The 26,243-nt window shown below is 72.4% G+C and carries 30 protein-coding genes; 20 read left to right on the top strand and 10 right to left on the bottom strand.

Translation table 11 applies throughout. The annotated features are described in order from the left end of the window. Window positions 1-141: 141 nt before the first annotated feature. A complete protein-coding gene (locus tag ABTZ99_RS26070; RefSeq protein ID WP_499614771.1) occupies window positions 142-651 on the top strand; it encodes a hypothetical protein in 510 nt (169 codons plus the stop codon). A 28-nt stretch (window positions 652-679) separates the two neighbouring features. Here ABTZ99_RS26070 and ABTZ99_RS26065 read toward each other — a convergent pair whose 3' ends face one another. The 3 genes from ABTZ99_RS26065 to miaB are packed head-to-tail and all read right to left on the bottom strand — an operon-like array spanning window position 680 to window position 3,220. Next, window positions 680-1,303: a GNAT family N-acetyltransferase gene (locus tag ABTZ99_RS26065; RefSeq protein WP_499614769.1), complete on the bottom strand. Its 624-nt coding sequence runs from the start codon at window positions 1,301-1,303 to the stop codon at window positions 680-682. Next, a complete protein-coding gene (locus tag ABTZ99_RS26060) occupies window positions 1,264-1,740 on the bottom strand; it encodes an Rv2732c family membrane protein (protein WP_498773817.1) in 477 nt (158 codons plus the stop codon). Before ABTZ99_RS26060 ends, ABTZ99_RS26065 begins: the two co-directional genes overlap by 40 nt. A gap of 10 nt (window positions 1,741-1,750) precedes the next feature. Further along, window positions 1,751-3,220 (bottom strand): tRNA (N6-isopentenyl adenosine(37)-C2)-methylthiotransferase MiaB, encoded by a 1,470-nt coding sequence (miaB, locus tag ABTZ99_RS26055; protein ID WP_499614766.1) that lies wholly within the window; start codon window positions 3,218-3,220, stop codon window positions 1,751-1,753. Window positions 3,221-3,277: 57 nt separating this feature from the next. Between miaB and ABTZ99_RS26050 the strand changes: the two genes are divergently transcribed. Both ABTZ99_RS26050 and ABTZ99_RS26045 read left to right on the top strand, forming a co-directional pair. Continuing rightward, window positions 3,278-4,228 (top strand): TAXI family TRAP transporter solute-binding subunit, encoded by a 951-nt coding sequence (locus ABTZ99_RS26050; protein ID WP_498773821.1) that lies wholly within the window; start codon window positions 3,278-3,280, stop codon window positions 4,226-4,228. Between the two features lie 248 nt (window positions 4,229-4,476). Next, window positions 4,477-5,412, top strand: a complete 936-nt coding sequence (locus ABTZ99_RS26045) for a beta-propeller fold lactonase family protein (protein WP_499614774.1) — start codon at window positions 4,477-4,479, stop codon at window positions 5,410-5,412. A gap of 6 nt (window positions 5,413-5,418) precedes the next feature. Here ABTZ99_RS26045 and ABTZ99_RS26040 read toward each other — a convergent pair whose 3' ends face one another. Continuing rightward, the gene (locus ABTZ99_RS26040; protein ID WP_498773823.1) at window positions 5,419-6,798 is read right to left on the bottom strand and encodes a sensor histidine kinase; all 1,380 of its coding nucleotides are present in this window, start codon (window positions 6,796-6,798) and stop codon (window positions 5,419-5,421) included. Continuing rightward, entirely contained in the window at window positions 6,799-7,470 is a 672-nt protein-coding gene (locus ABTZ99_RS26035) for a response regulator transcription factor (protein WP_073886595.1), read from the bottom strand. A gap of 161 nt (window positions 7,471-7,631) precedes the next feature. On the opposite strand from ABTZ99_RS26035, the gene ABTZ99_RS26030 reads away from it, so the two are divergent. From ABTZ99_RS26030 to ABTZ99_RS26010, 5 genes are all read left to right on the top strand, one after another. Beyond that, window positions 7,632-8,360 carry an amino acid ABC transporter ATP-binding protein gene (locus tag ABTZ99_RS26030; protein ID WP_498774092.1) on the top strand — a complete coding sequence of 243 codons (729 nt, stop codon included), beginning with the start codon at window positions 7,632-7,634 and terminating at the stop codon, window positions 8,358-8,360. A gap of 62 nt (window positions 8,361-8,422) precedes the next feature. Beyond that, on the top strand, window positions 8,423-9,310 hold the full coding sequence (locus ABTZ99_RS26025; RefSeq protein WP_498773825.1) for a glutamate ABC transporter substrate-binding protein: 888 nt from the start codon (window positions 8,423-8,425) through the stop codon (window positions 9,308-9,310). Between the two features lie 71 nt (window positions 9,311-9,381). Then, a complete protein-coding gene (locus tag ABTZ99_RS26020; protein WP_498773827.1) occupies window positions 9,382-10,056 on the top strand; it encodes an amino acid ABC transporter permease in 675 nt (224 codons plus the stop codon). Further along, window positions 10,053-10,901 (top strand): amino acid ABC transporter permease, encoded by an 849-nt coding sequence (locus ABTZ99_RS26015; RefSeq protein WP_498773829.1) that lies wholly within the window; start codon window positions 10,053-10,055, stop codon window positions 10,899-10,901. Before ABTZ99_RS26020 ends, ABTZ99_RS26015 begins: the two co-directional genes overlap by 4 nt. 2 nt (window positions 10,902-10,903) lie before the next feature. Continuing rightward, window positions 10,904-11,335, top strand: coding sequence for an NUDIX domain-containing protein (locus ABTZ99_RS26010; protein WP_499614760.1), 432 nt, complete (start codon window positions 10,904-10,906; stop codon window positions 11,333-11,335). Here the strand turns inward: ABTZ99_RS26010 and ABTZ99_RS26005 are convergent. Further along, window positions 11,321-12,412 (bottom strand): Rv2629 family ribosome hibernation factor, encoded by a 1,092-nt coding sequence (locus ABTZ99_RS26005; RefSeq protein ID WP_498773833.1) that lies wholly within the window; start codon window positions 12,410-12,412, stop codon window positions 11,321-11,323. The genes ABTZ99_RS26010 and ABTZ99_RS26005 overlap by 15 nt on opposite strands. A 48-nt stretch (window positions 12,413-12,460) precedes the next feature. Between ABTZ99_RS26005 and ABTZ99_RS26000 the strand changes: the two genes are divergently transcribed. The 8 genes from ABTZ99_RS26000 (at window position 12,461) to ABTZ99_RS25965 (ending at window position 19,982) form a co-directional block, all read left to right on the top strand. Beyond that, window positions 12,461-13,168, top strand: a complete 708-nt coding sequence (locus ABTZ99_RS26000) for an EcsC family protein (RefSeq protein WP_499614758.1) — start codon at window positions 12,461-12,463, stop codon at window positions 13,166-13,168. Between the two features lie 92 nt (window positions 13,169-13,260). Continuing rightward, on the top strand, window positions 13,261-14,448 hold the full coding sequence (locus tag ABTZ99_RS25995) for an MFS transporter (protein WP_499614755.1): 1,188 nt from the start codon (window positions 13,261-13,263) through the stop codon (window positions 14,446-14,448). A 183-nt stretch (window positions 14,449-14,631) separates the two neighbouring features. Continuing rightward, window positions 14,632-14,784: a hypothetical protein gene (locus ABTZ99_RS25990; protein ID WP_498773839.1), complete on the top strand. Its 153-nt coding sequence runs from the start codon at window positions 14,632-14,634 to the stop codon at window positions 14,782-14,784. A gap of 31 nt (window positions 14,785-14,815) precedes the next feature. Continuing rightward, window positions 14,816-15,007, top strand: a complete 192-nt coding sequence (locus tag ABTZ99_RS25985) for a hypothetical protein (protein WP_498773841.1) — start codon at window positions 14,816-14,818, stop codon at window positions 15,005-15,007. Between the two features lie 49 nt (window positions 15,008-15,056). After that, a complete protein-coding gene (locus ABTZ99_RS25980) occupies window positions 15,057-17,696 on the top strand; it encodes an ATP-binding protein (protein WP_499614751.1) in 2,640 nt (879 codons plus the stop codon). Between the two features lie 49 nt (window positions 17,697-17,745). Further along, window positions 17,746-18,285, top strand: coding sequence for an NADPH-dependent FMN reductase (locus ABTZ99_RS25975; RefSeq protein ID WP_498773845.1), 540 nt, complete (start codon window positions 17,746-17,748; stop codon window positions 18,283-18,285). Further along, the gene (locus ABTZ99_RS25970) at window positions 18,282-19,451 is read left to right on the top strand and encodes an MFS transporter (RefSeq protein WP_499614748.1); all 1,170 of its coding nucleotides are present in this window, start codon (window positions 18,282-18,284) and stop codon (window positions 19,449-19,451) included. The genes ABTZ99_RS25975 and ABTZ99_RS25970 overlap by 4 nt, the downstream gene beginning before the upstream one ends. Window positions 19,452-19,553: 102 nt before the next feature. After that, window positions 19,554-19,982, top strand: a complete 429-nt coding sequence (locus ABTZ99_RS25965) for a CBS domain-containing protein (protein WP_498773849.1) — start codon at window positions 19,554-19,556, stop codon at window positions 19,980-19,982. Window positions 19,983-20,027: 45 nt separating this feature from the next. Here ABTZ99_RS25965 and ABTZ99_RS25960 read toward each other — a convergent pair whose 3' ends face one another. Continuing rightward, a complete protein-coding gene (locus ABTZ99_RS25960; protein WP_499614745.1) occupies window positions 20,028-20,558 on the bottom strand; it encodes a CGNR zinc finger domain-containing protein in 531 nt (176 codons plus the stop codon). Between the two features lie 63 nt (window positions 20,559-20,621). Here ABTZ99_RS25960 and ABTZ99_RS25955 point away from each other — a divergent pair, with 63 nt between their 5' ends. Then, window positions 20,622-21,272, top strand: a complete 651-nt coding sequence (locus ABTZ99_RS25955) for a maleylpyruvate isomerase family mycothiol-dependent enzyme (protein WP_498773853.1) — start codon at window positions 20,622-20,624, stop codon at window positions 21,270-21,272. Here the strand turns inward: ABTZ99_RS25955 and ABTZ99_RS25950 are convergent. Further along, a complete protein-coding gene (locus tag ABTZ99_RS25950) occupies window positions 21,256-22,041 on the bottom strand; it encodes an arylamine N-acetyltransferase family protein (RefSeq protein ID WP_499614742.1) in 786 nt (261 codons plus the stop codon). The two genes, ABTZ99_RS25955 and ABTZ99_RS25950, sit on opposite strands and share 17 nt — an antisense overlap. A gap of 66 nt (window positions 22,042-22,107) precedes the next feature. Between ABTZ99_RS25950 and ABTZ99_RS25945 the strand changes: the two genes are divergently transcribed. From ABTZ99_RS25945 to ABTZ99_RS25935, 3 genes are read left to right on the top strand one after another with little or no spacing between them, the layout of a single operon-like run. Continuing rightward, window positions 22,108-22,530 (top strand): hypothetical protein, encoded by a 423-nt coding sequence (locus tag ABTZ99_RS25945; RefSeq protein ID WP_499614739.1) that lies wholly within the window; start codon window positions 22,108-22,110, stop codon window positions 22,528-22,530. Window positions 22,531-22,539: 9 nt separating this feature from the next. Then, window positions 22,540-23,475, top strand: a complete 936-nt coding sequence (locus ABTZ99_RS25940; protein WP_499614736.1) for a DUF3500 domain-containing protein — start codon at window positions 22,540-22,542, stop codon at window positions 23,473-23,475. Window positions 23,476-23,486: 11 nt separating this feature from the next. Then, on the top strand, window positions 23,487-24,119 hold the full coding sequence (locus tag ABTZ99_RS25935; RefSeq protein ID WP_498773861.1) for an endonuclease V: 633 nt from the start codon (window positions 23,487-23,489) through the stop codon (window positions 24,117-24,119). On the opposite strand, the gene ABTZ99_RS25930 is transcribed toward ABTZ99_RS25935, so the two are convergent. Continuing rightward, window positions 24,107-25,327 (bottom strand): family 4 glycosyl hydrolase, encoded by a 1,221-nt coding sequence (locus ABTZ99_RS25930; RefSeq protein ID WP_498773863.1) that lies wholly within the window; start codon window positions 25,325-25,327, stop codon window positions 24,107-24,109. The two genes, ABTZ99_RS25935 and ABTZ99_RS25930, sit on opposite strands and share 13 nt — an antisense overlap. After that, window positions 25,324-26,190, bottom strand: a complete 867-nt coding sequence (locus ABTZ99_RS25925; protein ID WP_499614732.1) for a LysR family transcriptional regulator — start codon at window positions 26,188-26,190, stop codon at window positions 25,324-25,326. Before ABTZ99_RS25925 ends, ABTZ99_RS25930 begins: the two co-directional genes overlap by 4 nt. Window positions 26,191-26,243: the final 53 nt, after the last annotated feature.

Here is a 26,243-nt window from a genome sequence, read left to right as displayed (position 1 = left end):
GCCGCTCCCCGGTGGGAGCGGCACGGGGCCCGTTCGCGTATTGCCTGTGCCATTCCGCAAAAAACGGGAGGGGCGCCGCCGTCGTGCCGTTAGCTTGTGCGGGTGATCCTTTCGGCGGACGCGGTGAATCGGACGGGCTGAGTGGCGGCGAAATCGACCGGGGACGCGTCCCCGGGCGTGCACAACGACATGAGCGGCGACTTCCACGGCACGGTGATCGGGGCCCGGGACATCGGTCGGGTCACGGTCGCCTCGTCGCCCAACCGGTTCACGACAGCCGTCGCGATGGTGCTCGCGGGCGCGGCGGGTGCGGTGGTGGCAGCGTTGGTGATGTCGGTCGCCCTGGGAGACGTGGGGAGCGGGCCCCAGGTCACCGTGGTCACCGTCGTCCCTGCTCCCGATGGGTCCACCACGTCGTCCTCGGCTGAGACCTCCGCTCCGACGACCCAGCCCGCGGCGCCGACCGCACCGGCCACGTCAGGGGTCCGCGAGGTGGTGGCGCCACCTGTCGTGACGACCGTCCGCACGACCGCGAACCCGGATGTCCCGACCGCCACCTCGACGACGACCGCGGTCCCGACCGCCGCGCACCAGTGCACCTCCGCGCAAGGCGGGAACGGCGTGGTCTGGCCGCGGCGCATGCCGTGCTGACGGAATTCGCCCAACCGTCACGACGGGATCAGCGGTCCGCGGATTCGTCCGGTCGTCGCGCGGTGAATGCGGAAAAGTGTCCGGATTCCCAGCCCGCGGCGAACAACAGGTCGGGTCCGTCCTCGCCGGGGCGGTCCAGGTGCTCGGCGCGGGTCAGCCCGGCTTTGAGCGCCACCCGCTGCGACGCGGTGTTGGCGGGCCGGACCCGGGCCACGACCGGGAACGCGGGCAGGGCCGCGCGCGCCCACCGCACGACCTCGCGGGCCGCCTCGGAGGCGATGCCCCGACCCCAGGCGGCCGGGTCGAACCGGTAGAACAGGTTGAGCGCGCGCCGGTCGTCGACGTCGGTGAGCTTCACGCCGCAGAACCCGAGCGGCCGCCCGGCGTCGAGCGGGCGGACCACCCAGTAGCCGAAGCCGAAGCCGCGCCAGTGCTCCAGCCACCGCTCCAGCAGGCCGGCGGCCTCCTCGGCGGTGCGCAGGGCGTCGGACGGGTTGTGCGCGCAGGCCAGCGGGTCGCGGTGGATCTCGTGCACCGCGACCACGTCGTCCGCCACCGGCCGCCGCAACGTGAGCCGCTCGGTGCGCAGCTCCGCGTTGTCGAACCCGGCCGTCACTGCATCGGCGGCCGGGACGCGGCCAGCTTCAGCCACTTCACCAGCAGCACGACCACCGCCACCACGGCCAGGATCAGGCCGAAGCCCGGCCCCGGACCGGGGTGGTGGCCGGTCGTCGTCTGCGTGGTCCAGATCGACAGCACGCCCGCCACCGACGCGGCGAACGACGCCAGCGCGCACACCCACGCCAACGCCCACCGCCGCAACGCCAGCGCCAGCGCGGGCAGCAGCACGCCGACGACCACCGCCAGGTAGGCGAACACCTCCGGCAGCCCGTCGGCCGAGCCGAACAGGACGCTCAGGCCCTGCACGCCGTCCACCCACGGCAGCGCGAGCGACACCAGGATCGCCAGCGCCGCGACGGCGATCGTCAACGCGCCGGCGCCGGGGTCGAAGCGCCTGGCCGCCGAACGGCCGACGCTGTCGATCTCCTCGCGCAGACCTGCCAGGTCGTCCCGGTCGTTCTCGCTCATCGGCAGTTCCTCACGGGGTCGCGCACCCGCCGACCGCTGCGGGCAGCGGGGCGGGCTTGCCGAACGACGGCAGACCGAGCGTCACGCCCGGCGTCTTCGGCTTCACCCCCGCCTCGGAGCGGTCACCCGCCTTGGTCCGGCGGTGCGACAGCAGGGGGCCGTCCGCGATCAGGTTGTGCGGCGCGCCGTAGGTCACCACGGTCTCCACCACGTCGCCGGGCCGCACGTGCGCGTCGCCGGGCGTGAAGTGCACCAGGCGGCCGTCGCGGGCCCGACCGGTCATCCGGTGCGTCTCGGCGTCCTTGCGGCCCTCGCCGGACGCGACCAGCAGCTCGACCCTGCGGCCGACCTGCTCGCGGTTCAGCTCGTGCGCGACGTCGTTGACCAGCGTGACCAGCCGGTCGTACCGCTCCTGCACGACCTGCTTGGGCAGCTGGTCGGGCAGGTCGGCGGCGGGCGTGCCGGGCCGCTTGGAGTACTGGAACGTGAAGGCCGACGAGAACCGGGCCTCGCGGACGACGTCCAGGGTGGCCTGGAAGTCCTCCTCGGTCTCACCGGGGAAGCCGACGATGATGTCGGTGGTGATGGCCGCGTCCGGCATGGCCGCGCGCACGTCGTCCAGGATGGACAGGTACTTCGCGGTCCGGTACGAGCGGCGCATCTCCTTGAGCACGCGGTCCGAGCCCGACTGCAGCGGCATGTGCAGCGAGTGGCACACCGCGGGCGTCTCGGCCATCGCGGCGATGACGTCCTCGGTGAAGTCCTTCGGGTGCGGCGAGGTGAAGCGGACGCGCTCCAGGCCCTCGATGCCGCCGGTGGCGCGCAGGAGCTTGCCGAACGCGTACCGGTCGCCGAACTCGACGCCGTAGGAGTTGACGTTCTGCCCGAGCAGCGTCACCTCCAGCACGCCCTCGTCGACCAGCGCCTGGACCTCGGCCAGCACCTCGCCGGGACGGCGGTCCTTCTCCTTGCCGCGCAGCGACGGGACGATGCAGAACGTGCACGTGTTGTTGCAGCCGACGGACACCGACACCCAGCCGGAGTAGGCCGAGTCGCGGCGGGCGGGCAGCGTCGAGGGGAAGGTCTCCAGCGAGTCCAGGATCTCGACCTGGGCCTCGCGGTTGTGCCGGGCGCGTTCGAGCAGCACGGGCAGCGAGCCGATGTTGTGCGTGCCGAAGACCACGTCGACCCACGGCGCGCGCTTGACGATCTCGCCCTGGTCCTTCTGCGCGAGGCAGCCACCGACGGCGATCTGCATGTCGGGGTTCGCGGACTTGGCGGGCGCGAGGTGGCCGAGCGTGCCGTAGAGCTTGTTGTCGGCGTTCTCCCGCACGGCGCAGGTGTTGAACACCACGACGTCGGGCGCGACGTCGCCTTCGGCGGGCGTGTAGCCCGCGTCCTCCAACATGCCGGCCAGGCGCTCGGAGTCGTGCACGTTCATCTGGCAGCCGAACGTGCGGATCTGGTAACTGCGAGTCACTGCACCTAGTCCTTCCGTCGGGTCCAGCGTAGAGCGTGGACGTGCGACGATGCGCGGGTGTCGGGAACGCTCCTGCGGTTGCACGCGGTCGGGGCCGCATTGGCCCTGGCCACCCTGTCGTTGACGGCGTGCGGCGACGACCTGGACCAGGTCAAGCTCACCATGGCGGCCGGCAGCCCCGGCGGGGTCTACCACGCGCTGGGCACGGCGCTGGCCGACGCGTGGACCCGCGACCCCGGCATCCCCCGCCCGCAGGTGGCGACCACGGCCGGCTCGGTGGACAACCTCGACCGGCTGCGGGCCAACCAGGCGCAGGTCGGGTTCTCGGCGGCCGACGCGGCGGAGCAGAAGCAGCAGGCCGACGCGGGGCACAAGCTGTACGCGCTGGCCCGGATGCACGACGACTACCTCCAGCTGATCGTGCGCGACGACCTGCCGGCGACCAAGCTCGCCGACCTGAAGGGCCTGCGGGTCAGCGTGGGCGCCCGCGACTCGGGCGTGTGGCTCATCGCGCAGCGGCTGCTGGAGTCGGCGGGCATCTCGCCGGAGGTCGACCTCAAGGTCCAGTACATGGACCTGCCGACCAGCGCGGACGCCATGCGGGACAACGCGCTGGACGCGTTCTTCTGGTCCGGCGGCGTCCCCACCGAGCGCGTCACCACGCTGTCGTCGGCGGTGAAGCTGCGGATGCTCGACCTGGGCGACGTGCTGCCGAAGCTGCGCCAGGCCTACCCGGTGTACGGCTCGGCGACGCTGCCCGCGTCGGCGTACGAGCAGATCGGGGGCGGCCCGGTCGTCACCCTGGTGGTCCGCAACTTCCTCCTGGTCAACGACACGATGTCCGACGACGTGGCGGAAGCGCTGGTCAGAGGCCTGTTCCAGGCCCAGCCGGCCCTGGTCGCGGCCAGTCCGGTGGCGAGGTCCATAGAGGTCCGCTCCGCGATCGAGACGACGCCGATCGAATTGCACCCCGGCGCGATGAGGTACTACCGCGACGTAAAAGTTTAGTTCTCATTTCATCATTCCTACGGTGTAAAGCCATGCGTGGGGACTCGCCCAAGTCGGGGTCAAGAAGGCGTTGGAGCGGCACCGGCCACCGCTAGGCCGTTAGCGTGATGGCAAGCCCGGGACCTGCGATGGTCCGGGTTCTTCCAGGAACCGATGCGGGGAGCTCATGTCCGTTTATTCGGTACGCGCGCATTCACGCGGCGTCTTCTCAGCCTATTACCCGAAAGAGTCGGCTGCCCCGGTTGGGGGTGTCCTTCGCGGTGCTCGCCGTACTGGCCGGCACCGGTTTCGACGCCCCACCGCGGTGGCCGACCCGAATTCAGGTGTTCGTGGCCAACAGCGGCTCCGACAACGTCACCGTGTACGACACCCGGCTGGGCAAGGTCACGGCCACCATGGGTGTCGGCGACTACCCCGCGGGTGTCGGCGCACACCCGGCCGGTCACCGCGTCTACGTCACGAACGAGTCTTCGAACACCGTCTCGGTGATCGACACCCGGACCCTCGCGGTCGTCGCGACCGTGCCCGTGGGGCCCAACCCGTTCGGCGTCGCCGCCACACCCACCCACGCCTACGTCACCAACTTCGGCCGCGACGACGTCACGGTCATCGACACCGCGACGAACGCGCCGGTGAAGACCATCCCGGTCGGCCGGTTCCCGCACAGCGCGGTGGCCAGCCCCGACGGCTCGCGGGTGTACGTGACCAACAACGGCGGCGACAGCGTCACGGTCATCGACACCGCCTCGCAGACGGCCGTCGGCACCATCCCGGTCGGGGTCTTCCCGTCGGGCATCGCCATCAGCCGGGACGGCGAGCGCCTGTACGTGGCCAACACCGGCAGCGACACGGTCACCGTCATCGAGACCGACGACAACCGACCGACCGAGACCACCAAGGTCGGCGACGCGCCCCTCGGCGTCTCGGTCACGCCGGGCGGCCGGTTGCACGTCGCGAACACCGGCTCGGACACGGTCAGCGTCCTGGGGCCCACCGGCAAGCCCATCGAGGTCGTCAAGGTCCAGCGGATGCCCGAGGGCTCCGCGGCAGCGCCCGACGACAGCTTCGTGTACACCACCAACACGGGGTCCGACACCGTGTCGGTGATCAACGCCGAGACCGGCGAGCCCGCCGCCCGGTTCGCCGTCGGCGACGCGCCCGAAGGCGTCGCGGTCACGTCCTGACCGGGGTCAGGCCGCGGGGAACTCCACGGTCACCCGCAGGCCTCCGCCCTCCGGCGACTCCAACCGCACCGAGCCGTCCACCCGTTCCACGATCTGCCGCACCAGCGCCAGGCCCAGGCCGGAGCCCTGCACGTTCTGGTGCGCCGGGCTGCGCCAGAACCGGTCCGTGGCGCGGTCCAGCTCCTCCGGCGCGAGGCCGGGGCCCTCGTCCTGCACCGACAACCGCACCACGCCGTCGCGCCGCCGGACGTCGACGCGCACCAAGGTGCCATCGGAGGTGAACTTCAGCGCGTTGTCCAGCAGCGCGTCCAGCACGGTCTCCACGCCGCGCGGCGGCACCAGGGCCCGGCCGCCCGGCTCGCCGTCCAGCACCAGGTGCACCTCGCGCGCCGCCGCGGCGGGCTGCCACGCCGACAGCCGGCCGGCCACCGCCCGGTCCACGTCCACCGGCACGGGGTCGACCGACTGCGCGCCCGCGCGCGCCATGGACAGCAGCTCGTCCAGGATCCGGTTGAGCCGGTTCGCCTCGTCCAACGCCGCCGCCTGGTGCGCGGCCCCTTCGCCGGCCACGTGGTCCTCCAAATTGGACAGACGCAGCTTCAACGCGGTCAACGGGTTGCGCAGCTGGTGCGAGGCGTCCGCGACGAACGCGCGCTGCGCGGCCAGCACGTCGCTCACGTTCGCCGCCATCTGGTCGAACGACCGCGACAGCTGCCGCAGCTCCGGCGGGCCGTCCGACGAGCCGACCGGCTGCACGGGCTGCCCGGACACCACCGCCGCGAGCAGCCGCCCGGTCGCGTCGTCCAACCGCCGCACGGGCCGCAACGTCCACCGGACCAGCGGCAACGCCACGAACACGCCGAGCACGAGGACCAGGGTGCTCCCGCCGAGCAGCACCGACCACCACAGCAGGACCTCGGCCCGCGTCTTCGACGTCGGCGAGAACGTCACCACCGCGCCGCGGACCTCGCCCGCCTCCAGCACCGGCTCGGCCAGCACCAATTCGGTCGACTCCCACGGCATGACCAGCTCCGGCGCGCCCGGCTGGCGGCCGGCCAGCGCGGCGTGCACCAGGTCCGCCACCTCGGGCGCGGACACGTCCACGTCGTCCGAGGACGCCGCCACCACCTGCCCGTCCCGCCCGAGCAGGGCCACCCGGATGCCGTACAGCTCGTAGTAGCGGCGCAGCTCGGGCTTGAGCACCTCGGGCTGGTCGTCGATGAACGGCCGCTGCGCCACGGACGCGAACCGGGTGGTGTCGGTGAGCCGGTCCAGGAACATCTCCTGCTGCTCGGCCTGCGCCATGCCGCGGCCGAGGGGGACGCCCAGGCCGAGGAGCACCAGCACGACCAGCGTCAACACGATGCCCAGCAGCCGCGACCGCACTCAGCCCCCGCTCAACCGGTACCCGACACCGCGCACCGTCTCCAACAACGAAGGACGCCCGAGCTTGGTCCGCAGCGTCGCCACGTGCACGTCCAGGGTCCGGTTGGCCCCCGCCCAGGTGCGTCCCCACACCTCGGCCAGGATGCGCTCCCGGGTGCACACCGCGCCACCCGCCGCCACCACCAGCGCCAACACCTGGAACTCCTTGCGCGAGAGCGCCACGGGTTCACCCGCCACGGTGACCTCGTGCCGACCGAGGTCGACCCGCACGTCGGCGACCTCGAACACCTCGGTGCCGGTGCCGCCGACGCCGACCGGGTCGCCGCGCCGCCGCCGCACCGCGTGCACGCGGGCCACCAGCTCGCCCACGTCGTAGGGCTTGACCAGGTAGTCGTCCGCCCCGGCGTGCAGGCCGAGGATCCGGTCGTCGATCTCGCCGCGGGCCGACACGACGATGATCGCGACGTCACTCGCCGCACGGATGTGCCGGCAGAGCGTGACACCGTCCACATCGGGCAGGCCCAGGTCGAGCAGCACCACGTCGACCCCGGTCAGCCGATCGAGTGTCCCCCGACCGGTGGCCTGCCGGTCCACCGTGAAACCACGTCGGGTCAGCGCCGGTACCAGCGCTTCCGCCACGCGGTCGTCGTCCTCGACCAACAGCACCCGCACCGTGGAGCCTCCCCGATAAGTGTCGCCACCCTGTGACAGAGTTGAGACCCTAAGTCTTGCTCAACCGCCTGGACTGGTGTGGTGATTCACACCTAGGTTTCCGCCATCGCTCAGGAACCCCTACTGGAGGACTGATGACCGCCGCCACTCCTGCACCGCCGATGATCCGGATGGCGGGCGTGGACAAGTTCTTCGGACCTCTGCACGTCCTCAAGGACGTCACGCTGGAGGTGCCGAAGGGGCAGGTCGTCGTCGTGCTCGGGCCGTCCGGTTCGGGCAAGTCCACGCTGTGCCGCACGATCAACCGGCTCGAGCCGATCGAGTCCGGCGTCATCGAGGTGGACGGCCAGGCGCTGCCCGCCGAGGGCAAGGAACTCGCCCGGTTGCGCGCCGACGTCGGCATGGTGTTCCAGTCGTTCAACCTGTTCGCCCACAAGAGCATCGTCGACAACGTGATGCTGGCCCCGCTGAAGGTCCGCAAGACCCCGGCGGCCGAGGCCCGCAAGACGGCCATGGAGCTGCTGGAGCGGGTCGGCATCGCGAACCAGGCGGAGAAGTACCCCGCCCAGCTCTCGGGCGGGCAGCAGCAGCGCGCGGCGATCGCCCGCGCCCTGGCGATGCGGCCCAAGGTGATGCTGTTCGACGAGCCGACCTCCGCGCTGGACCCCGAGATGGTCCAGGAGGTGCTGGACGTGATGACGACGCTGGCCAAGGAGGGCATGACCATGCTCGTGGTGACCCACGAGATGGGCTTCGCCCGCAAGGCCGCGGACCGCGTCATCTTCATGTCCGACGGCGAGGTCGTCGAGGACTCGACGCCGGAGGCGTTCTTCTCCGCGCCGAAGTCCAACCGCGCGAAGGACTTCCTTGGCAAGATCCTGACCCACTGAAGTCCCACGAACGCGGCGCTGAGCCTGGCGCCGCACTACCGAAGAAGAGCAGGAGAAGGACGATGAGGGTTCGCACCCTTGCGGTGGCGCTGCTGGCCGGCGGCCTCGCCCTGACCGCATGCGGCAAGGAGGGTGGCCCTGGCGACACGGGCACTGCCCCCTCCCAGCAGGTCGCCGCCGACGTGAAGGTCGACGGCTCGCCGACCTTCGACAAGATCAAGGCCCGTGGCCGCGTCATCGTCGGTGTCAAGGAGGACCAGCCCGGTCTGGGTTACAAGGACCCGACCAGCGGCAAGTTCACCGGCTTCGACATCGAGATCGCGAAGCTGGTCGCCGCCAAGCTCGGCTACGGCGACGACAAGATCGACTACAAGGCCATCCCCTCGGCCGGTCGCGAGCAGGCGCTGATCAACGGCGACGTCGACTACTACGTCGGCACCTACACGATCAACGCCAAGCGCAAGGAGCAGGTCGGGTTCGCCGGCCCGTACTTCACCGCCGGGCAGGACCTGCTGGTGAAGAAGGACGACAACACGATCACCGGCCCCGAGACCCTCAAGGGCAAGAAGGTCTGCTCGGTGACCGGCTCCACGCCGATCCAGAAGGTCAAGTCCGAGGGCCTGACCGAGCCGGAGAACATCGTCGAGCTCCAGACCTACTCGCTGTGCGTCGAGCAGCTGGAGCAGGGCGCGGTCGACGCCGTCACCACCGACGACGCGATCCTCAAGGGCTACGCCTCGCAGTCGCCGACCACGCTGAAGGTCGTCGGCAAGACGTTCTCGAACGAGCCGTACGGCATCGGCCTCCCCAAGGACGACAAGGCCCTGCGCACCAAGGTCAACGACATCCTGGACGAGGCCATCAACGGCGGCGCGTGGCAGGCGGCCTACGACGCCACCCTGGGACAGTCGGGCTCGTCGGCCGACAAGCCCGTGATCGAACGCTACTGATCTCGTTCCCGCGGCCGGTCGTCGGTGTTCCGGCGGCCGGCCGCACCACACCCACCTAGCCGAGGAAGCCGATGGACGTCCTGCTCGACAACCTCGACCTGTACGGGCCCGGGTTCCTCAACACCGTTGAGCTGTTCCTGATCTCCGCGGTCGGGTCGCTGGTGTTGGGGACGATCCTGGCGATGCTGCGGGTCGCGCCGGTCCCCGTGCTGCGAGCCATGGGCACCGCCTACGTGACGATCGTCCGCAACACCCCGCTCACGCTCGTGTTCTTCTTCTTCGCCTTCGCGTTCCCGCTGCTCAAGATCGTGACCGCGGACACGTTCGGCGGTTCGGCGGCCAGCTTCTACTTCAGCGCCGCCCTCACCGCGCTGATCCTCTACACGGCGGCGTTCGTGTGCGAGGTCGTGCGGGCCGGCATCAACACCGTCCCGGTCGGCCAGGCGGAGGCCTCGCGCGCGCTCGGCCTGACGTTCGGCCAGATGCTCGGGTCCGTGGTGCTGCCGCAGGCCACCCGCGCGGTCGTGCCGCCGATGATGAGCACGATGATCGCCCTGCTGAAGAACACCACCATCGCGGCGGGCTTCTCGGTGTTCCAGGCGGGCTCCATCAGCGCCAACCTGTCCGAGCGCGGCGAGAACCAGCTGTTCGGCCTGCTCTGGGTCGCCGGCTTCTTCGTGGTGCTCGTGATCCCCATGACCCTGCTGCAACGCAGCCTTGAGAAGCGGTGGAGCATCGCCCGATGAGCTCGGTCCTGTTCGACGTCCCCGGGCCGCGGGCCCGGCTGCGCCACCGCCTCTACGCGGTGATCGGCACCCTCGTGCTGGTCGCGGGCATCGGCTTCGTGATCTACCGGTTCGCCGAGAGCGGCCAGTTCGAAGGCCGGAAGTGGTCCTGGCTCGAGTACAAGAACATCCAGCTGACCCTGGTCGACGCGCTGCTGAACACGCTCAAGGCGTTCGGCCTCGGCGCGGTGTTCGCCCTGCTCTTCGGCGCGATCTTCGCCGCCGGGCAGCTCTCCGACCACAAGGTCATCCGCGTGCCGTCGATGCTGGTCGTCGAGCTGTTCCGCGCGGTGCCGCTGGTCGTGCTGATCTTCGTCTTCCACTACGGCGTGTCGCTCGGCCCGCCGCTCTACTCGGTGGTGCTCGGCCTGACGCTCTACAACGGCTCGGTGCTCGCCGAGGTGTTCCGCGCAGGTGTGCTGTCGCTGCCGCGCGGGCAGAGCGAGGCGGCCTACGCGGTGGGCATGCGCAAGACCCAGGTGATGAGGCACGTGCTGCTGCCGCAGGCCGTGCGGGCGATGCTGCCGGCGATCATCAGCCAGCTGGTCGTGCTGCTGAAGGACACCGCGCTCGGCTTCCTCATCACCTACGACGAGCTGCTGGACTTCGCCCGCGACATCGGCAGCCAGTTCCAGTTCGGCCGGCCGCTGGTGCCCGTCACGATCATCGTGGCCGCGATCTACATCTCCATGTGCCTGCTGCTGACGTGGCTGGCGACGTACCTGGAGAAGCGCAGCCGGCGGGACAAGAAGGTCATCGAGCTGGAGAAGAAGCCGGCCGAGGACGTCGTCGCGGCGGCGGTCTGAGGGTGGCCGCGCTCGCGGCGTCCGGCGCGTTGTTCCTCGACGCGCTGGGCCGCGTGCTCGTGGTCGAACCGACCTACAAGGACCACTGGGAGATCCCCGGCGGTGCGGTCGAGCCGGGCGAGACGCCGCGCGAGGCGTGCGCCCGGGAGGTGCTGGAGGAGCTGGGCCTGGCCGTCGAGCCGGGCCCGCTGCTCGTCGTGGACTGGGCGCCGTCGGGGGAGCAGGAGCGGATCCTGTTCGTCTTCGACGGCGGTTCGCTCGGCTCGGCCACCATCCGGCTGCAAGCCTCCGAGCTGCGCAGTTACCGCTACATCGAGCCCGCCGAGGTGCCGGACGCGCTGATACCCCGGCTGGCCAGGCGGGTGTCCGCCGCGCTCGACGCACGTGAGCGCGGCGTGACCCTCTACCTCGAACACGGGCTAGTAGCGCAGTAGCGCGCCCACGCCCTCCCGCAGCCCGGCGGCGTCGGTGACGACCACCTGCGCGCCGGTGGCGGCCGCGGCGGTGCCCAGCGCCTCGTCGGCCCGCTGCTCGCCGACGTGCTCGACGCCGAGGCCGCGCAGGTCCTTCTCCCGCAGCGCGAGCTGCGCCGGGTCGTCGCCGGAGAACACGGTGCGGTCGCCGAGCGCGGGGTCGGACACCAGCAGCGCGGCGACCTTCGCCTCGCGCAACGCCTCCACCACGGGCGCCAGGCCCTGCACCGCGCGTCCGTGCGGGCGGCCAGCCTCGGCGGTGAACTCCTCCACCACGTCGTTGTCCAGGTCGAACTGGTACTGGGCCACGAGCGACTGCACGGCGTGGTCGAACGCGGCGTCGTCCGCGCCCTCGGCCAGGGACGCGCCCTCCACCTCGATCAGCACGTCGCGGCACCGGGGGCTCAGCTCCTCGCGCACGTCGGCACGCGCCTGCACCTCGCCGCCCAGGACCAGCAGCCGGGCGTCCAGGTCCGTCACCAGCCGGTCGGCCTCGGCGGCCACCAGCGCGGCGTTGCGCTTGGTCGTCTCCTCGACGGCCTTCTGCAACCGCCGGTGCGACCAGCCGCCGCCGGGGACCTTGTGCAACGGGTGCTGCTCACCGCGCACCTGGTCGTGCACCTCGCCCGCGCGCTCACCGTGCCCGTCGTACCCGTGCAGGTCCGCGCCCGCCCGGTCGACCAGGACCACGACGTGCGGCACGGCGGGTTCCATCCAGGTGGCCAGCGGCAGCAGGTGCGGCCGATCCGACCAGCGCGCCGTCTCCACGGCGGGCGGGCGCGGCAGCACCCGGTCCAGCAGCAGAGTGCCCCGTGCGGCGACGAGCGCCCGGCCCGACTTGCCCGGCACCGGCGTCAGCACCGCTTCCTGCAGCGCGTCCAGCGTCGCGTCGTCCGCGCCCTGCCGGGCCAGTTCCTCGCGCACCCCGCGCCAGCGCAGCTCCATGGCCTTGGCCGCGTCCTCGGTGTCGTGCGAGGCGTCCAGGTAGACCGACGCGAACGGGCCGCGTTGCCTGACCAGCTCTCCCAACGAAGACATGTCCATTGGCCTCGGCTACCCGATCGTGCGCCGCGTAACCTCAGGGGCATGGTGGACGAACCGGGTGCGATCACCAGGGTGCAGCAGAACGCCGTCGACCACCTGCTCAAGGTGGGCATCAGCGGGTTCGGGCCGTTCAAGGGCGCCCGGCAGATGGCCGTGGAGGCGCTGGACAAGGGGTTGACGCCGGAGGAGGCGATCAGGCACCTGATCCGGACGCACGTGGCGGCGGCCGGGGTGCAGGGCTTCGCCACGAACGTCGGTGGCCTGATCACGTTGCCGATCACCCTGCCCGCGAACCTGACCGCGTCCTACCTCGTGCAGACGCACCTGATCGCGTCGATCGCCGCCGTGCACGGGCACGACCTGGACAGCGACGAGGTGCAGACGGCGATCCTCGTGTGCCTGCTGGGCAACGCGGGGACGGAGCTGTTGAAGAAGGCGGGCATCAAGGTGGGCTCCCGGCTCACCATGAACCTGATCGAGCGGATCCCCGCCCAGCTCATCCGCGAGGTCAACAAGCGCGTCGGCTTCACCCTCCTGGCCAAGTACGGCACCACCAAGGCGACCGTGACCCTGGCCAAGGGCGTGCCGCTGGTGGGCGGTGTCATCGGGGGCACGTTCGACGCCGTCACGACCCGCGCCGTGGGCGCCTTCGCCTCCCGCTTCTTCACCGAACGCGAGGAACCGCCCGCGGTCGTGGACGGCACCGTGATCGAGGGCGAGATCGTCTCGATCGTCGACGGCCACGAGTAGCCGACCGCCGTACGATCTTCGGTGATTGGCCCAATGAACTGGCCTGGAGTTGGCCCTTAGTCTGGGCCAATCGGGCACCTAGCGTGACGTCCATGGGGACGACGAAGGTGCTCGCGATCGCTCAAGCAGCCAACTCGGTGGGTGACGGGGCGTTCTACGTCTGCTCCGCCCTCTACTTCACCCGGATCGTGGGCCTGTCGGCGACGCAGGTCGGCGTGGCGCTGACGGTGGCCTGGGCGGTCGGGGCGGTGGTCGGGGTGGGGTTGGGGCACTTCGCCGACCGGGTCGGGCCGAGGCGGGTGGCGGTCGGGTTGGCGGTCGTCACGGCGGGGGCGTTGGCGTCGTTCCTGGTGGTCCGCTCGTTCTGGGCGTTCGTGGTGGCCGCGTGCGTCTACGCGTGCGGGCAGTGCGGGTTGGCCGCCGCACGGCAGGCGTTGCTGGCGGGGTTGGTCGGGCCCGGGGAGCGGACGCGAGTGTGGGCCCTGCTGCAGTCCGTGGTCAACGGTGGGCTGGCGGTCGGCGCGGGGCTCGGCGGGGTGGCGTTGCACGTGGACACGGCGGCGGCGTACCTGGTGGTGTTCGCGGTGGACGCGGTCGGGTTCCTGGTCGCGGCGGTAGTGCTGCGCCGGGTGCCGGAGGTGGAGGCGGTCGCCACCACGGGACGGCTCGGTGTACTTCGGGACCGGCCGTACGCCCTGGTGACGTTGCTGAACTCGGTGTCGCTGCTCTACATGCCGATGCTGAGCCTGGTCGTGCCGCTGTGGGTCGCCGAACGCACCTCCGCCCCGAAGTGGGTCGTCAGCCTGCTCTTCGTGCTCAACACGGCTGCGGTGGTGGTGGGGCAGGTGCGGCTGGCGCGCGGTGTCACGGACCTGCGCACGGCGACGCGGTCGGTGCGGCGGGGTGGCGTGCTGTTGCTGGCGTCCTGCGTGGTGTTCGCCCTGTCCGCAGGTGTACCCGATTGGGTGGCCGTGGCGCTGCTCGTGGGTGCGGCGGGCATCCAGGTCGTCGGCGAGATGCGGCACGGCGCGGGCTCGTGGGAGATCGGGTTCGGCCTCGCGCCGGCCGACAAGCAGGGCCAGTACCAGGGGTTCTACGGCACGGGCACGGCCGTGGCGCGCACCGTCGGCCCGCTGCTGCTCACCACCCTCGTGCTGGGCGGGGGAGCGGTGGGCTGGCTCGTGCTCGGCGCGCTGTTCCTGGCCGCCGCGCTGGCCATGACGCCCGCCGTGGCGTGGTCCGAGCGGTCGCGGCGGAAAATGATTGGCGTCGCGGCGTGAACCAGGCTACGGTCATGACCATGTTCTTCCAGATCTACCTCTGAGGACTTCTTCCTCCAGCGCCGCACCGGCCTCGGGCCGTGCCGCGCCCTTCTCCTGGTGGCCTTAGCGGCTCTTCTCACGACCGTGTCGAACCACGGGTCGTAGCCCTTTGCACGCCTCGAACACCGAGGAGGCGAACGCATGCCCACCATGCGCAACGAACCGCCACACGACGACCAGCCGACCAACCGCGCCGCACGCCGCGGCGCCCGCGGCAACGGCGCGGTGCACCCGCGCTTCGGCGGTGGCCGAGCCGTCGTCAACCCGCGCCAGTACGCCATGCGGCGTCGCTGACCAGCGACATCGCCACACCCAGGAGGCAAACATGACCGATCAGGACGTTCCGCAGGCCGACGGCGGCGAGCAGGACCAGCCGGAGCAGCCCGCCGTTCCGCTCAACCGCGCGGCCCGCCGCGGTCACGCCCAGAAGAACGACGGCGTGAACAAGAACCCGGGCCGCCCGCACCAGAACACGTTCGTCGGACGGCGCGTGTTCCGGCGCACGAGCGGCGGCTGAGCGACGACGACCACCGGCACGCGACCGCTCGACTAGTCTCCGGTGCGCGATGAGCGCACACCTGGTGAGCCCGGAGCTGGTCGGGCGGTCGGCCGAACTCGGGCACCTCGCGGGCGCGTTCGACCACGCGCCCGCGACGGTGCTCGTCGGCGGTGAGGCGGGCGTCGGCAAGTCCCGGCTGCTCGACGACTTCACGTCGCGCCTGGACGCCACCGTGCTGCTCGGCGGATGCGTCGAGCTGGACGGGCTGCCGTTCGCGCCGTTCGTCGCGGCCCTGCGCGGTGTCGGGGTGACCGACTCCGAACGCGCCGACCTCGCGCCGCTGCTGCCGTCCTTCCACGGCGAGGCGACGGGCGACGAGGCGCGACCGAGGCTGTTCGAGGGCGTCGTGTCGTTGCTGGCCAGGCTTTCCGCGCCACGACCGGTGGTGCTCGTGGTCGAGGACGCGCACTGGCTCGACCGCTCCAGCCGCGACCTGCTCGACTTCCTGGTGCGCAACCAGCGCGCGGTGCCGCGGTCGTTGGTCGTGGTGACCTACCGCTCCGACGAACTCGGCGGACCGGTGCGGCCGTTGCTGGCCGAGCTGAGCCGGGTGCCGTGGGTGCGCCGGATCGAGCTGCCCCGGCTGTCCGCCCGCGACGTGCGGGCCCAGCTGCGCGGGATCCTCGGCGCGGAACCGGATCCGGTGGCCGCGAGCGCCGTGTTCCGGCGCAGCGAGGGCAACCCGCTGTTCGTCGAGGCGCTGGTGGACGGCGCGGCGGAGCTGTCGCTGGAGGAGTTGCTGCTCAGCCGGGTCGAACGGCTGGAGCCGGACGCCGTCGCCCTGGTGCGCGCCGCCGCCGTCGGTGGCCGACGTGTGTCCCACGAGATCCTGAGCGAAGTGCACGACGTCACGCCGATGCGGTCCATCGTGGACGGTGGCGTGATGGTGGTGGACGGTGACGGCTACGCGTTCCGGCACGCGTTGATCCGCGACGCGGTCTACCGGCGGCTGCTCCCCGGCGAACGGGTCGAGCTGCACGCGCGGTACGCCGCCGTGCTGCCGGGGTCCGCAGCCGCCGAGCTGGCGCACCACCGGTACGCGGCCGGTGACGTCGCGGGCGCGGTGTCCGCCGCGTGGGAGGCCGCCGGCCACGCCCGTCGCGCGTTGGCCTACGCCGAGCAGCTGGCCATGCTCGACCGCGTGTTGTCCTTGTGGGACAACGCGTCGCACCTCGGCGTCGACCGCCTCACCGTGCTGGAGGCGGCCGGCGAGGCGGCGAGCCGCGCGGGGGAGCACGAGCGCGGCGAGGAGCTGACCAGCGAGCTGCTGGCCCACCTCGACCCGGGGGCCGAGCGGATCCGGTACGCGGCAGTGTTGGAGCAACGCGGTCGGCTGCGCGCCCAGCTCGGGCGGCGGGGCGCGCTCGAGGACCACCGCGAGGCCGTGCGGCTCGCGCCCGAGGGGCACCCGATCCGCGGTTACCTGCTCAACTCGCTGGCTGCCCGGCTGATGGCGATCCCGCTCCCGGACGAGGCGCGCGAGGTCGCGGAAGAGGCGCTGGACGCGGCCCACCACGCCGGCGACGACCCGTCCGAGGCCGCTGCCCTGATCACCCTGGCCGTGCTGGACGCGCGGCTCGGCGACCTGGACGCGCAGCTGCCCCGGCTGCGCCGCGCGCGGGCCATCGCGGAGAACGTCGCCGCGCACCGCGTGCGGCTGCGCGCGCTGCACTGCGAGTCGTCGTTGTCCGAGGCGTACGGGCGGGTCGCGGAGGCCGAGGAGCTGGCCCGGCTGGGCCTGCGGACGGCCCGCGAGCTCGGGTTGGCCCGGTCCGCCGGCGCGTCGCACGCCGTGGACCTGACCAGGGCGTTGATCGCGGCGGGCCGGTGGGACGAGGCGCTGGAGTGCGTCGACCACGCCCTCGACCACGCGCCGCCGGCGGTCTACCACGCGCACCTGCTGTGCCTGGCGGGGTTCGTGGACGTGCGGCGCGGCCAGGTCGACCGGGCCGAGTGGGCGTTGACCAGGGCGCGGGAGCTGGCCGACGCCCCGTTCGTCCAGGACCCGCTGCAACTGCACCGGCTGGAGGCCGAGGTGCGGTGGGCGCAGGGCCGGGTGGACGAGGCGGCGGCCGTGGTGCGGGCCGCGTTCGCCCTGCCGCACGCGCGGATCGCGTCCCGGTTCTCCTGGCCGCTGGCCGCGTTGGGCGTGCGGCTCGGGGTGGCCGTGCCGGACCTGCCGGTGGCCGGGCCGGTGCAGGCCGCGTGGGCGTCGACGTGCCGGGGCGAGTGGCGGGCCGCGGTCGAGGCGTGGGAGGCGTTGGGCCAGCCCTTGTGGCACGCCGAGGCGTTGTTCGGGCTGGCCTCGGAGACCCGGGACGCCGAGGCGTTGCGGCGGGCGGCGGAGCTGGCCGAGGGGCTGGGCGCGACGCCGTTGCGCGACCGGGTCGCGGAGCTGGCTCGGCGGGCGCGGGTGACGTTGACGGGCGAGGGCGACTCGCACCGGGCCAGGTTCGGGTTGACCGGGCGCGAGGTGGAGATCCTGCGGCTGGTCACGGACGGCCTGGCCAACCGGGAGATCGCCGAACGGCTCTTCATCTCGGTGAAGACGGCGAGCGTGCACGTGTCGAACATCCTCGGCAAGCTCGGCGTGGCCAACCGGGTCGAGGCGGCGGCGACGGCGCACCGGCTGAGGCTGTTCGAATAGGGCTCGTGCCCGATGCCGCGCGGGGCGCCTTAGACCGACCGTTGACGGCATGGAGATCTTGGGGATCGCGGGGAGTCTCCGCGCGCAGTCGTTCAACCGGAGGCTGTTGGCCGCCGCACGGCACGAGCTGCCGGCCGGCGCGCGGTTGGCGTCGTGGGACGGGCTGGCGTCCGTGCCGCCGTTCGACGAGGACGCCGAGGACGGGCCGGTGCCGCCGCCGGTCGCGGCGTTGCGGGAGGCGGTCGCGTCGGCCACCGCGTTGCTGATCGCGACGCCGGAGTACAACGGGTCGGTCCCGGGGCAGTTGAAGAACGCGCTGGACTGGGCGTCCCGGCCGCGCGGCACGGGCGTGCTGACGGGCAAGCCGGTCGCCGTGGTCGGCGCGAGCCCCAGCCCGCACGGCGCGGCGTCGGCGCAGGAGGACCTGCGGAGGGTGCTGACCGCGGCCGGTGCGACGGTGATCGGCGCGCCGGTGGTGGTCGGGCACGCGTTCCGCCGGTTCGACGAGCACGACAGGTTGCTGGACCACGAGCTGCGCGCGGCGCTGGGCGGGGTGCTCGCCGAGCTGGTCGGCCGGGTGGCCGCGTGACCGCCGTCGTGGAGCGCACCCGCTGGAGCGCGGTGTGGGCGGTGTCGTCCGCGATCGTGCTGGGGGCGCTCGACCTCACCGCCGTGGCGGTGGCGTTGCCGGTGCTCGGGGCGGAGCTCGACGCCGGGCCCACGGTCACCCAGTGGGTCCTGCTGGCCTACAACATCCCGTTGATCGCGTTGAGCATCCCGGCCGGCAGGTGGCTGGACCGGGCCGGGCACCTGCCCGCGTTCCTGCTGGCGGTCGGCGGGTTCGGGGCGACCAGCCTGCTGATCGCGCTCGCGCCCAACGCCGCGGTGGTGTTGATCGGGCGGGCCTTGCAGGGGGTGTTCAGCGCGTTGATCGGCGCACTGGCCATGCCGGTCATCGCGGCCAACGTGCGCCCGGAACACCGAGCGCGCGCGATGGGGATCGTGCTCACGCTGATCCCGTTGAGCGGCGTGGCCGGACCGGCGTTCGGCGGGGTGCTGACCGACCTGTTCGGCTGGCGGTCCGTCTTCCTGATCAACCTGCCGGTGGTGGCGCTCGCCGTGCTGGTCGGGCGGCGGGGGATCGCCACGGACGGGCGCGGGTTGCCGTGGCCGTGCGCGCGGCTGCTGGTCGAGTCGGCGGTGCTCGGTGCGCGGGTGGTGCGGCTGCCGTCGGTGGCGACGCCGCTGGTGGCGATGGTGCTGATCGTGATCGGGGCCGGTGCGCTGCACTTCGCCGTGCCCTACGCGTTGGTGGACCTCCCGTCGCGCACGGTCGGGCTGGTGCTGCTGGCGTTCTCGGCGGGGATGGCGGTGCTGTCGCCGGTGGCGGGGGTGATCGCGGACCGGTACGGGTACCGGCTGGTCGCCGTGGTCGGCACGGCGGTGGCCTTGATCGGTACGGTCCTGCTGCTCCAGGCGGGTGACGACCCGTGGGACCTGGCGTGGCGGCTGGCGGTGGTCGGGATCGGGCACGGGCTGTTCGCCGGGCCGAACGCGGCGGCCGTCATGGCGCGGACGCCACCGGAGCTGATGGGCACCTCCGGAGGCGTGACGACGCTGGTCCGCACGGTCGGCTTCTCGGTCGGGCCGGCGTTGGGAGCGGCGCTCGGCGGGTTCCACCAGACCGTCGTGGTGCTGGTCGCGATCACCGCCGCGGGCGTCCTCGCGACGGTCGCGCGGGTCGGGACGACGTGACGGGGTCGTGCTCTCTTCGGGCGCGCGATCTGCCGATCACGTCCTCGGCGAACTAGCCTGAGCTGGGTAGCAACCGGGTCTGGCGGAGATCGGGAGGCGCCCATGAGGATCGCTGACGTGTTGCGCAACAAGGGTTCGGCCGTGGCCACGGTCGAGTCGAGAGCGTCGGTCGCGGAGCTCGTCGCCGCGCTGGCCGAGCACAACGTGGGCGCGATGGTCGTGCTCGGGCCCGGGGGCATCGCCGGGATCGTGTCCGAACGCGACGTCGTGCGGAAGCTGAACGACCGGGGCGGCGAGCTGCTGGCCGCGCCGGTGGCGGAGATCATGACCAGCGAGGTGCTCACCTGCACGCCGCGGGACTCGGTCGACAGCCTCACGGTGTTGATGACCGAGCGGCGCATCCGGCACGTGCCGGTGGTCGACGGCGGTGAGCTGGTCGGCATCGTGAGCATCGGCGACGTGGTGAAGAGCCGGATCAACCAGTTGCAGGAAGACCACGACCAGCTGACCGCGTACATCGTGCAGGGGTAGCCACCGGCCGCGCGGGCGTCCCCGGGTGTCCGCGCGGCCGCGTCGTCAGCTGTCGCGCCCGCGGTGGTAGTGCCGGCTGACCCTGGCCCGGTTGCCGCACGAGGGCTTGCACCACTCCTGCCGTGGGTGCGCCTTGACGAAGTACCGGATGCACCGGGGCGCGGGGCAGGCGCGCAGGTCGGCCCGCGTGCCGCCGGCCAGGAACTCGATCGCCGCGGTCGCCACCGCCGCCAGCAGGCGGTCGCCCTCGTCGGCCGAGTCCACGTAGCGCAGCCTCGGCTGCTCGTCCCACTCCAACCGCGCCGCCCGCGGCGCCCGCGCGGCGGCGTCGTTGACGACCTCCAGCGCGCGTCCGACGTCCATCAGGTGCGGCGTGTCCAGGCGTTCGTCGGCCTGCGCGGCGTGCGCGAACAGCGACCGCACGGCCCAGCGCAGCTCGACCGCCCGCTGCCGCAACGCCTCGTCCGCCCGCACCCCGGCCCACGCGGTGAAGCCCTCCGGCGTGGCCAGGTCGTCCACGAGCCCGCCGTGCCCGTCGTGCCGGACCGTGCCCGCGAACTCCAACGCCAGTGCCACCCGGCCGAGTCTAGTGATAGGTTCCCTAACGGACTTGAGCGAATCAACCATTAGGGGGAACGTGTGACGATCCAGGCGAACGCGCTGGACGCCCACCGCAGGCTGGCCGCCGCGATCGAGGACCTGACCGACGAGCAGGTGGCGCAGCCGTCGGCGCTGCCCGGCTGGACGCGCGGCCACGTGCTGGTCCACCTGGCGAACGTCACGGTCGCGCTGGCGGGCCAAGCCGAGCACGAGGGCACGAAGGTCGAGCCCTACCCCGGTGGCCGACCCGCCCGGGACGCCGCGATCGAGGCGGGCGCCGGGCGTTCCGCGGCGGAGCACCGGGCCGCGATCGCCGACGCCGTCGCCCGGCTCACCAAGGCGTGGGACGACGTCCGGGACTGGGACACCCCGGTCTACTACCGCGACGGCACGCTGACCGGCACCGCCTACGGGGTCTGGCGCGAGGTCGAGATCCACCTGCGCGACCTCGACCTCGGCCCCGTCACCTGGTCGCCCGAGTTCTGCGAGCACGCCGTCGACTTCCTGTCCGCCCGCGTGCCCGACGGCGTCCGGCTCACCCTCCAGGCCCCGGAACGCCGGTGGAGGATCGGCGAGGGCGAGGACGTCACCCTGACCGGCTCGCTCACCGACCTGACCGCGTGGCTGGCGGGCCGCGAGCCGGCCGGGACGATCACCGGCGAGGCGCCCGAGCTCAAGCCCTGGCCGTAGCCCGGTCGGGCAGGTCCAGGCCGAACTCCTCGCGCAGCACCGTCTCCCGCTCCCTGGGCGTCAGGGTGCGCTTGACGACCGAGCCGTCCGGGCGCGTCTCGGTCAGCTCGAAGTCCTTGAGGTTGTGGCGGGCGTGGTCGTCGGTGCGCTGCGCCAGCAGTGGGCCGACGAACGAGGACGCCGGGTTCGTGGACATGTAGTAGTTCAGGATCCGGTAGTCGGCGGGCCCGCGCGGGTCCTCGGTGAAGTCGTACAGCGCGAACCAGTCGCCGGCCTGCAACGACCGGAGCGTCCACACGCCGTCGGCGTGGTCGAGCCGGAACGTCCAGTCGCCCTGCCGGGCGGACGCGCCGGCGGTCAGCGGCAGCGGCTCCAGCAGCCCGCCGCCGCCGAAGCCGACGTCGACCAGCCAGCGCCGGTCCACCCGCAGCACGGCGTGCGTGCGGGGGATGTCGCCCGTGCGGCCGAGCAGCACGCGGCCGGTCAGCCCGGTCACCTCGTAGCCGAGCCGGTCGAGCACGGCGGCGAACAGCAGGTTCTGCTCGAAGCAGTACCCGCCGCGCCGCCGTGCGACCAGCTTGCCCTGCAACGACGGCACGTCCAGCGCGATCGGCACGCCGTCGCGCACGTCGGCGTTCTCGAAGCTGATGGCCGCCAGGTGCGCGCGGTGCAGGCCGCGCAGCGTGCTCGCCCGGTCGGCGGCGGGGTCGGGGGTGAAGGCGACGCGGTCGAGGTACGCGTCGAGGTCGAGGAGTTCGCCATTCCACACCGGGCCAGGATGTCAGCCACGACACCGGTCCTGTCACGCTTCGGCCGCGCACGCCGTCCGAGGTGCATGAGCTTCCTCCGGATCGGACTGTGGTTCCTGGCCGCCGTGCAGGCGGGTGTCGGCGGCTGGGCGTTGCTCTCGCCGCAGGGCTTCTACGACGGCTTCCCGGCGCCCGGCCACCACTGGGTGGCGATGTTCCCGCCGTTCAACGAGCACCTGCTGCGCGACTTCGGCAGCCTCAACCTGGCGCTCGCGGTCGTGTTGGCGTTCGCCGCGACCAACCTGCTCCTGGCCCGCGCCGTCCTGGTGTCCTACCTGGTGTTCGCCGTGCCGCACCTGGTGTTCCACCTCGGGCACCTCGACCACATGCCGGTGGTCGACCAGGTCGGCAACGTGGTGACACTGGCGCTCGCGGTGGTCCTGCCGGTCGTCCTGCTCGTCGTCGACGCCCGACGCCCGGCCGCTGCTCCGCGACCGCAGGGCGGCTAAGTTCGAGTGATGCTGCACGAGATCGCCGAAGCCACCAGGGGCTTCCTCGACCTGCTCGACGACGGGCAGCGGGCGGTGGCGGCCCGGGACGTGGCCGACGACGACCTGCGCACGCGATGGGCGTACACGCCGGGGCAGCGGCCGGGCCTCGGCTACGGCGACCTGGCCCGTGACCAGCGCAAAGCCGTGCACCGGCTGCTGTCGTGCGTGCTCAGCCCGCACGCCTACGCGCAGACCACGGCGATCATGGCGCTGGAGGACGTGCTCGACGACCGCGAAGGCGGCACCCGCGACCGGCACCAGGGCGACTACTGGACCGTGCTGCTCGGCGAGCCCGGCGACGAGCCGTGGGGCTGGCGGGTCGAGGGCCACCACCTGTCGGTGAGCGTGGTCGTGGCCGACGGGCGCGTGTCGGCGACGCCGTTCTTCCTCGGCGCGCACCCGGCCCGCACCACGTACCGGGGTCGCACGGTCCTCCAACCGCTGCGGCTGGAAGAGGAGCTGGCGCGCGAGCTGCTGGACCGGATGGGTCGCACGGCACGCGGGTTGGCCGTGGTCTCCGACACGCCGCCGCCGGACCTGAAGACCGGCAACGCGCGCCGGGTCGGCGACCTCGACCCCGTCGGCGTCACGCCCGCCCAGCTCGACCGCGCCTCGCGCGGGCTGCTCGTCGGGCTGGTGCGGTACTACCTGGACCGGCTCACCGGCGACCTGGCCGACGAGGAGTTCGAGGCGCTGGACCCCGACCGGCTGCACTTCTCGTGGGAGGGGTCGGACAAGCGCGGTGCGGGGCACTACTACCGGATCCAGGGGCCGGACCTGCTGATCGAGTACGACAACACGGACAACGACGCCAACCACGCGCACACGGTGTGGCGACGGCGGTCCGGCGACTTCGGCGAGGACCTGCTCGCGGCCCACCGCGCCTCGGTGAGGCACCCGTGACCCCAGAAGGAATGACTCCAGAAGAGGCGATCGCCGAGCAGGAGCGGCTGCGGCCCTCGGTGTCGACGGTGACCGATCCCGGGCTGGTGGTGCGGCACGTCGCCGGGCTCGACGTGTCCTACGCCGACGACGAACGGCTGGCGGCGGCGGTCGTGGTGCTGGACGCGGAGTCGTTGCGGACCGTGGACTCCGTCGTGGTGACGGGCAAGGCGGACTTCCCGTACGTGCCGGGGCTGTTCGCGTTCCGGGAGCTGCCGTCGTTGCTGGAGGCGGTGGGGAAGCTGACCGTGACGCCGGACCTGCTGGTGTGCGACGGGCAGGGGTTGGCGCACCCGCGGCGGTTCGGGCTGGCCTGCCACCTCGGGGTGGTGACCGGCCTGCCGAGCGTCGGGGTGGCCAAGACGCCGATGGGCCGGTTCGAGATGCCGGACGACGCGCGCGGCGCGCACACCGACCTCGTGGACGACGGGGAGGTCGTGGGACGGGCGTTGCGGACGCGGGACGGGGTGAAGCCGGTGTTCGTGTCCGTGGGTCACCGCATCGACCTCGACCGGGCGTGCGCCGAGGTGCTGCGGCTGTGCGTGACGCGGCTGCCGGAGACGACCCGGCGCGCGGACGCGCTGGGCCGGGCTCAGCTCAGGTAGGCCAGCTCCGGGTGCCGGCGGACGTAGGTGTCCAGCAGGCTCCTGGCGGTGGCGACCGAGTCGACCAGCGGGTGCAGGGCGAACGCCTTGAGCGCGGCCGGGCGCGTGCCCTCCATGATCAGCCGGTCCACGGCCTTGACCGACGTGACGAGGCCCGCCGCGTGGTCGGGCAGCGGGCTCACCGGCAGTGGACGCGCGCCCGCGGCGTCCACTTCGCACGGCACCTCGACGATCGCGTCGTCGTCCACTGTGGACAAGGTGGAGTTGTTGGGCACGTTGAGGATCAGCGTGGCGGTCTCGTTGTCCGCGATGGCGCGCATGAGCGCCATGGCCACGTGTTCGTAGCCACCGCCTTCGAGGCTGTCGCGCTCCCGTTCCTGAGCCATGTACGTCGCTTCACGCTCCAGCCGCGTGGTCTCCCAGTCCACGTCGCCGTCGTAGAAGCGTTTTTGTTGGTCGAGCAGGAAAGCGCCGCGGTTGTCGCCCAACGCCTCACGCGTCGAGTAGTAGTAGTGCAGGTACTCGTTGGGGATCACGCCCAACGCGCGCAGCCACTCCGCGCCGAAGAGCCGGCCTTCCTCGAACCCCGCCAACGCCTCGTCGTCGTCCAGCAGGGTGGGCAGCAGGTTCTCCGTGCCCAGGTAGACGCCCTGCAGCCAGCCGAGGTGGTTCAGGCCCGCGTAGTCGAAGGTCGGGTTCTCCAGGTCGAGCGCCTTGGCGACGCGGCGGCACAGGCCCAGCGGCGAGTCGCAGATGCCGATCACCCGTTCGCCCAGGTGGCGGGCCATGGTCTCGGTGATCAGCCCGGCCGGGTTGGTGAAGTTGACGACCCACGCGTGCGGCGCGAGCTCGGCGATGCGCCGGGCGATCGCGTCCGCCGCCGGCACGGTGCGCAGGCCGTACGCGATGCCGCCCGCGCCGACGGTCTCCTGCCCGAGGACGCCGTGCGCGTGCGCCACCTCCTCGTCGATCGCGCGTCCGGCCAGGCCGCCGACCCGGATCGCGGAGAACACGAAGTCCGCGCCGCGCAGCGCCTCGTCCAGGTCCGTGGTGGCGGTGACCGGCGGGCCGTCGCGCAGCACGTGGCGGATCGCGTTCAACCGGTGCGCGTCCACGTCGTGCAGCACGAGTTCGGTGATGTGCTCGTCCAGTGCCTTGTGCACGAGCGGCACGCGGAAGCCGCCGCCGCCCAGGATGACCAGCCTCATGCGTCCCATCCTGCCCCGGCGAGCAGCGCCACGAAGGCCGCGGCGAGCGGATCGGGCGTTTTGTGCCCGTACGCGACCAGCGTCCGCCGCACCGGGGGATCGGTGCGCAGGACCGTGCCGTCGAACGTCTCCGGCACGATGTTGCGCGGCACGAGCGCGGGCCCGAGCCCGGACGCGGCCAGCACGGGCGCCGCGGCGGTCTGCTCGGTGCGCACGGCCGCGCCCGGCTGGAAGCCGCGGTCCGCGCACGCCGCGTCGACCAGGTCCGCCAGGCCGTTGCCCGGCGCGTAGTGCACCCACCCGACGTCGGCGAGCTCGCGCAGGTCGATCGGCTCGCGGTGGTGCGTGTCGGGCGGCAGGACGATCACGAACTCCTCCACGCCGAGCCGCTGCGTGAAGCCGACCCAGTTCACCGGCTCGGGGCCGAGGGCGATGTCGGCCTGCCCGTCGGCCATCGCCTCCCGCAGCTCGTCGGCGTGGCGGTGCTCGAACAGGCGGATCCGGACGTCCGGGTGCTCGGCGCGCCAACGCCGGAGCACGGCCGGCAGCACGCCGAGGGTGAGCGAGTAGAGCGTGGCCACGCGCAGTTCACCGCACTCCACGCCCGCCGTGCGTCGTGCGGCGGTGAGCGCGCGCTCCGCCTCGTCCAGGGCGGCACGGGCGTGGGGCAGCCAGGCGCGACCGGCGGGCGTGAGGCGGACGGCGCGGGGGAGCCGGTCGAGCAGCCGGGCGCCCACGGCCCGTTCCAGGGCCAGGATCTGGTGGGAGAGGGCGGGCTGGGTGACGTGCAGCAACTCGGCGGCGCGGGTGAAGGAGCCCTCGTCCACGACCGTGATCAGGTACTCGAACTGCCGCAACGTCATGACTTCAGCTTATGCGTTCCAGAAAGAACATGCCTTGGACTTATGAGGCCCGG

The sequence above is a fragment of the Actinosynnema sp. NPDC002837 genome (assembly GCF_040295345.1).
Classification (GTDB): Bacteria; Actinomycetota; Actinomycetes; order Mycobacteriales; family Pseudonocardiaceae; genus Actinosynnema.
Note: the sequence above shows the minus strand (reverse complement) of the source record. Positions and strands in the feature narration are given on the sequence as shown.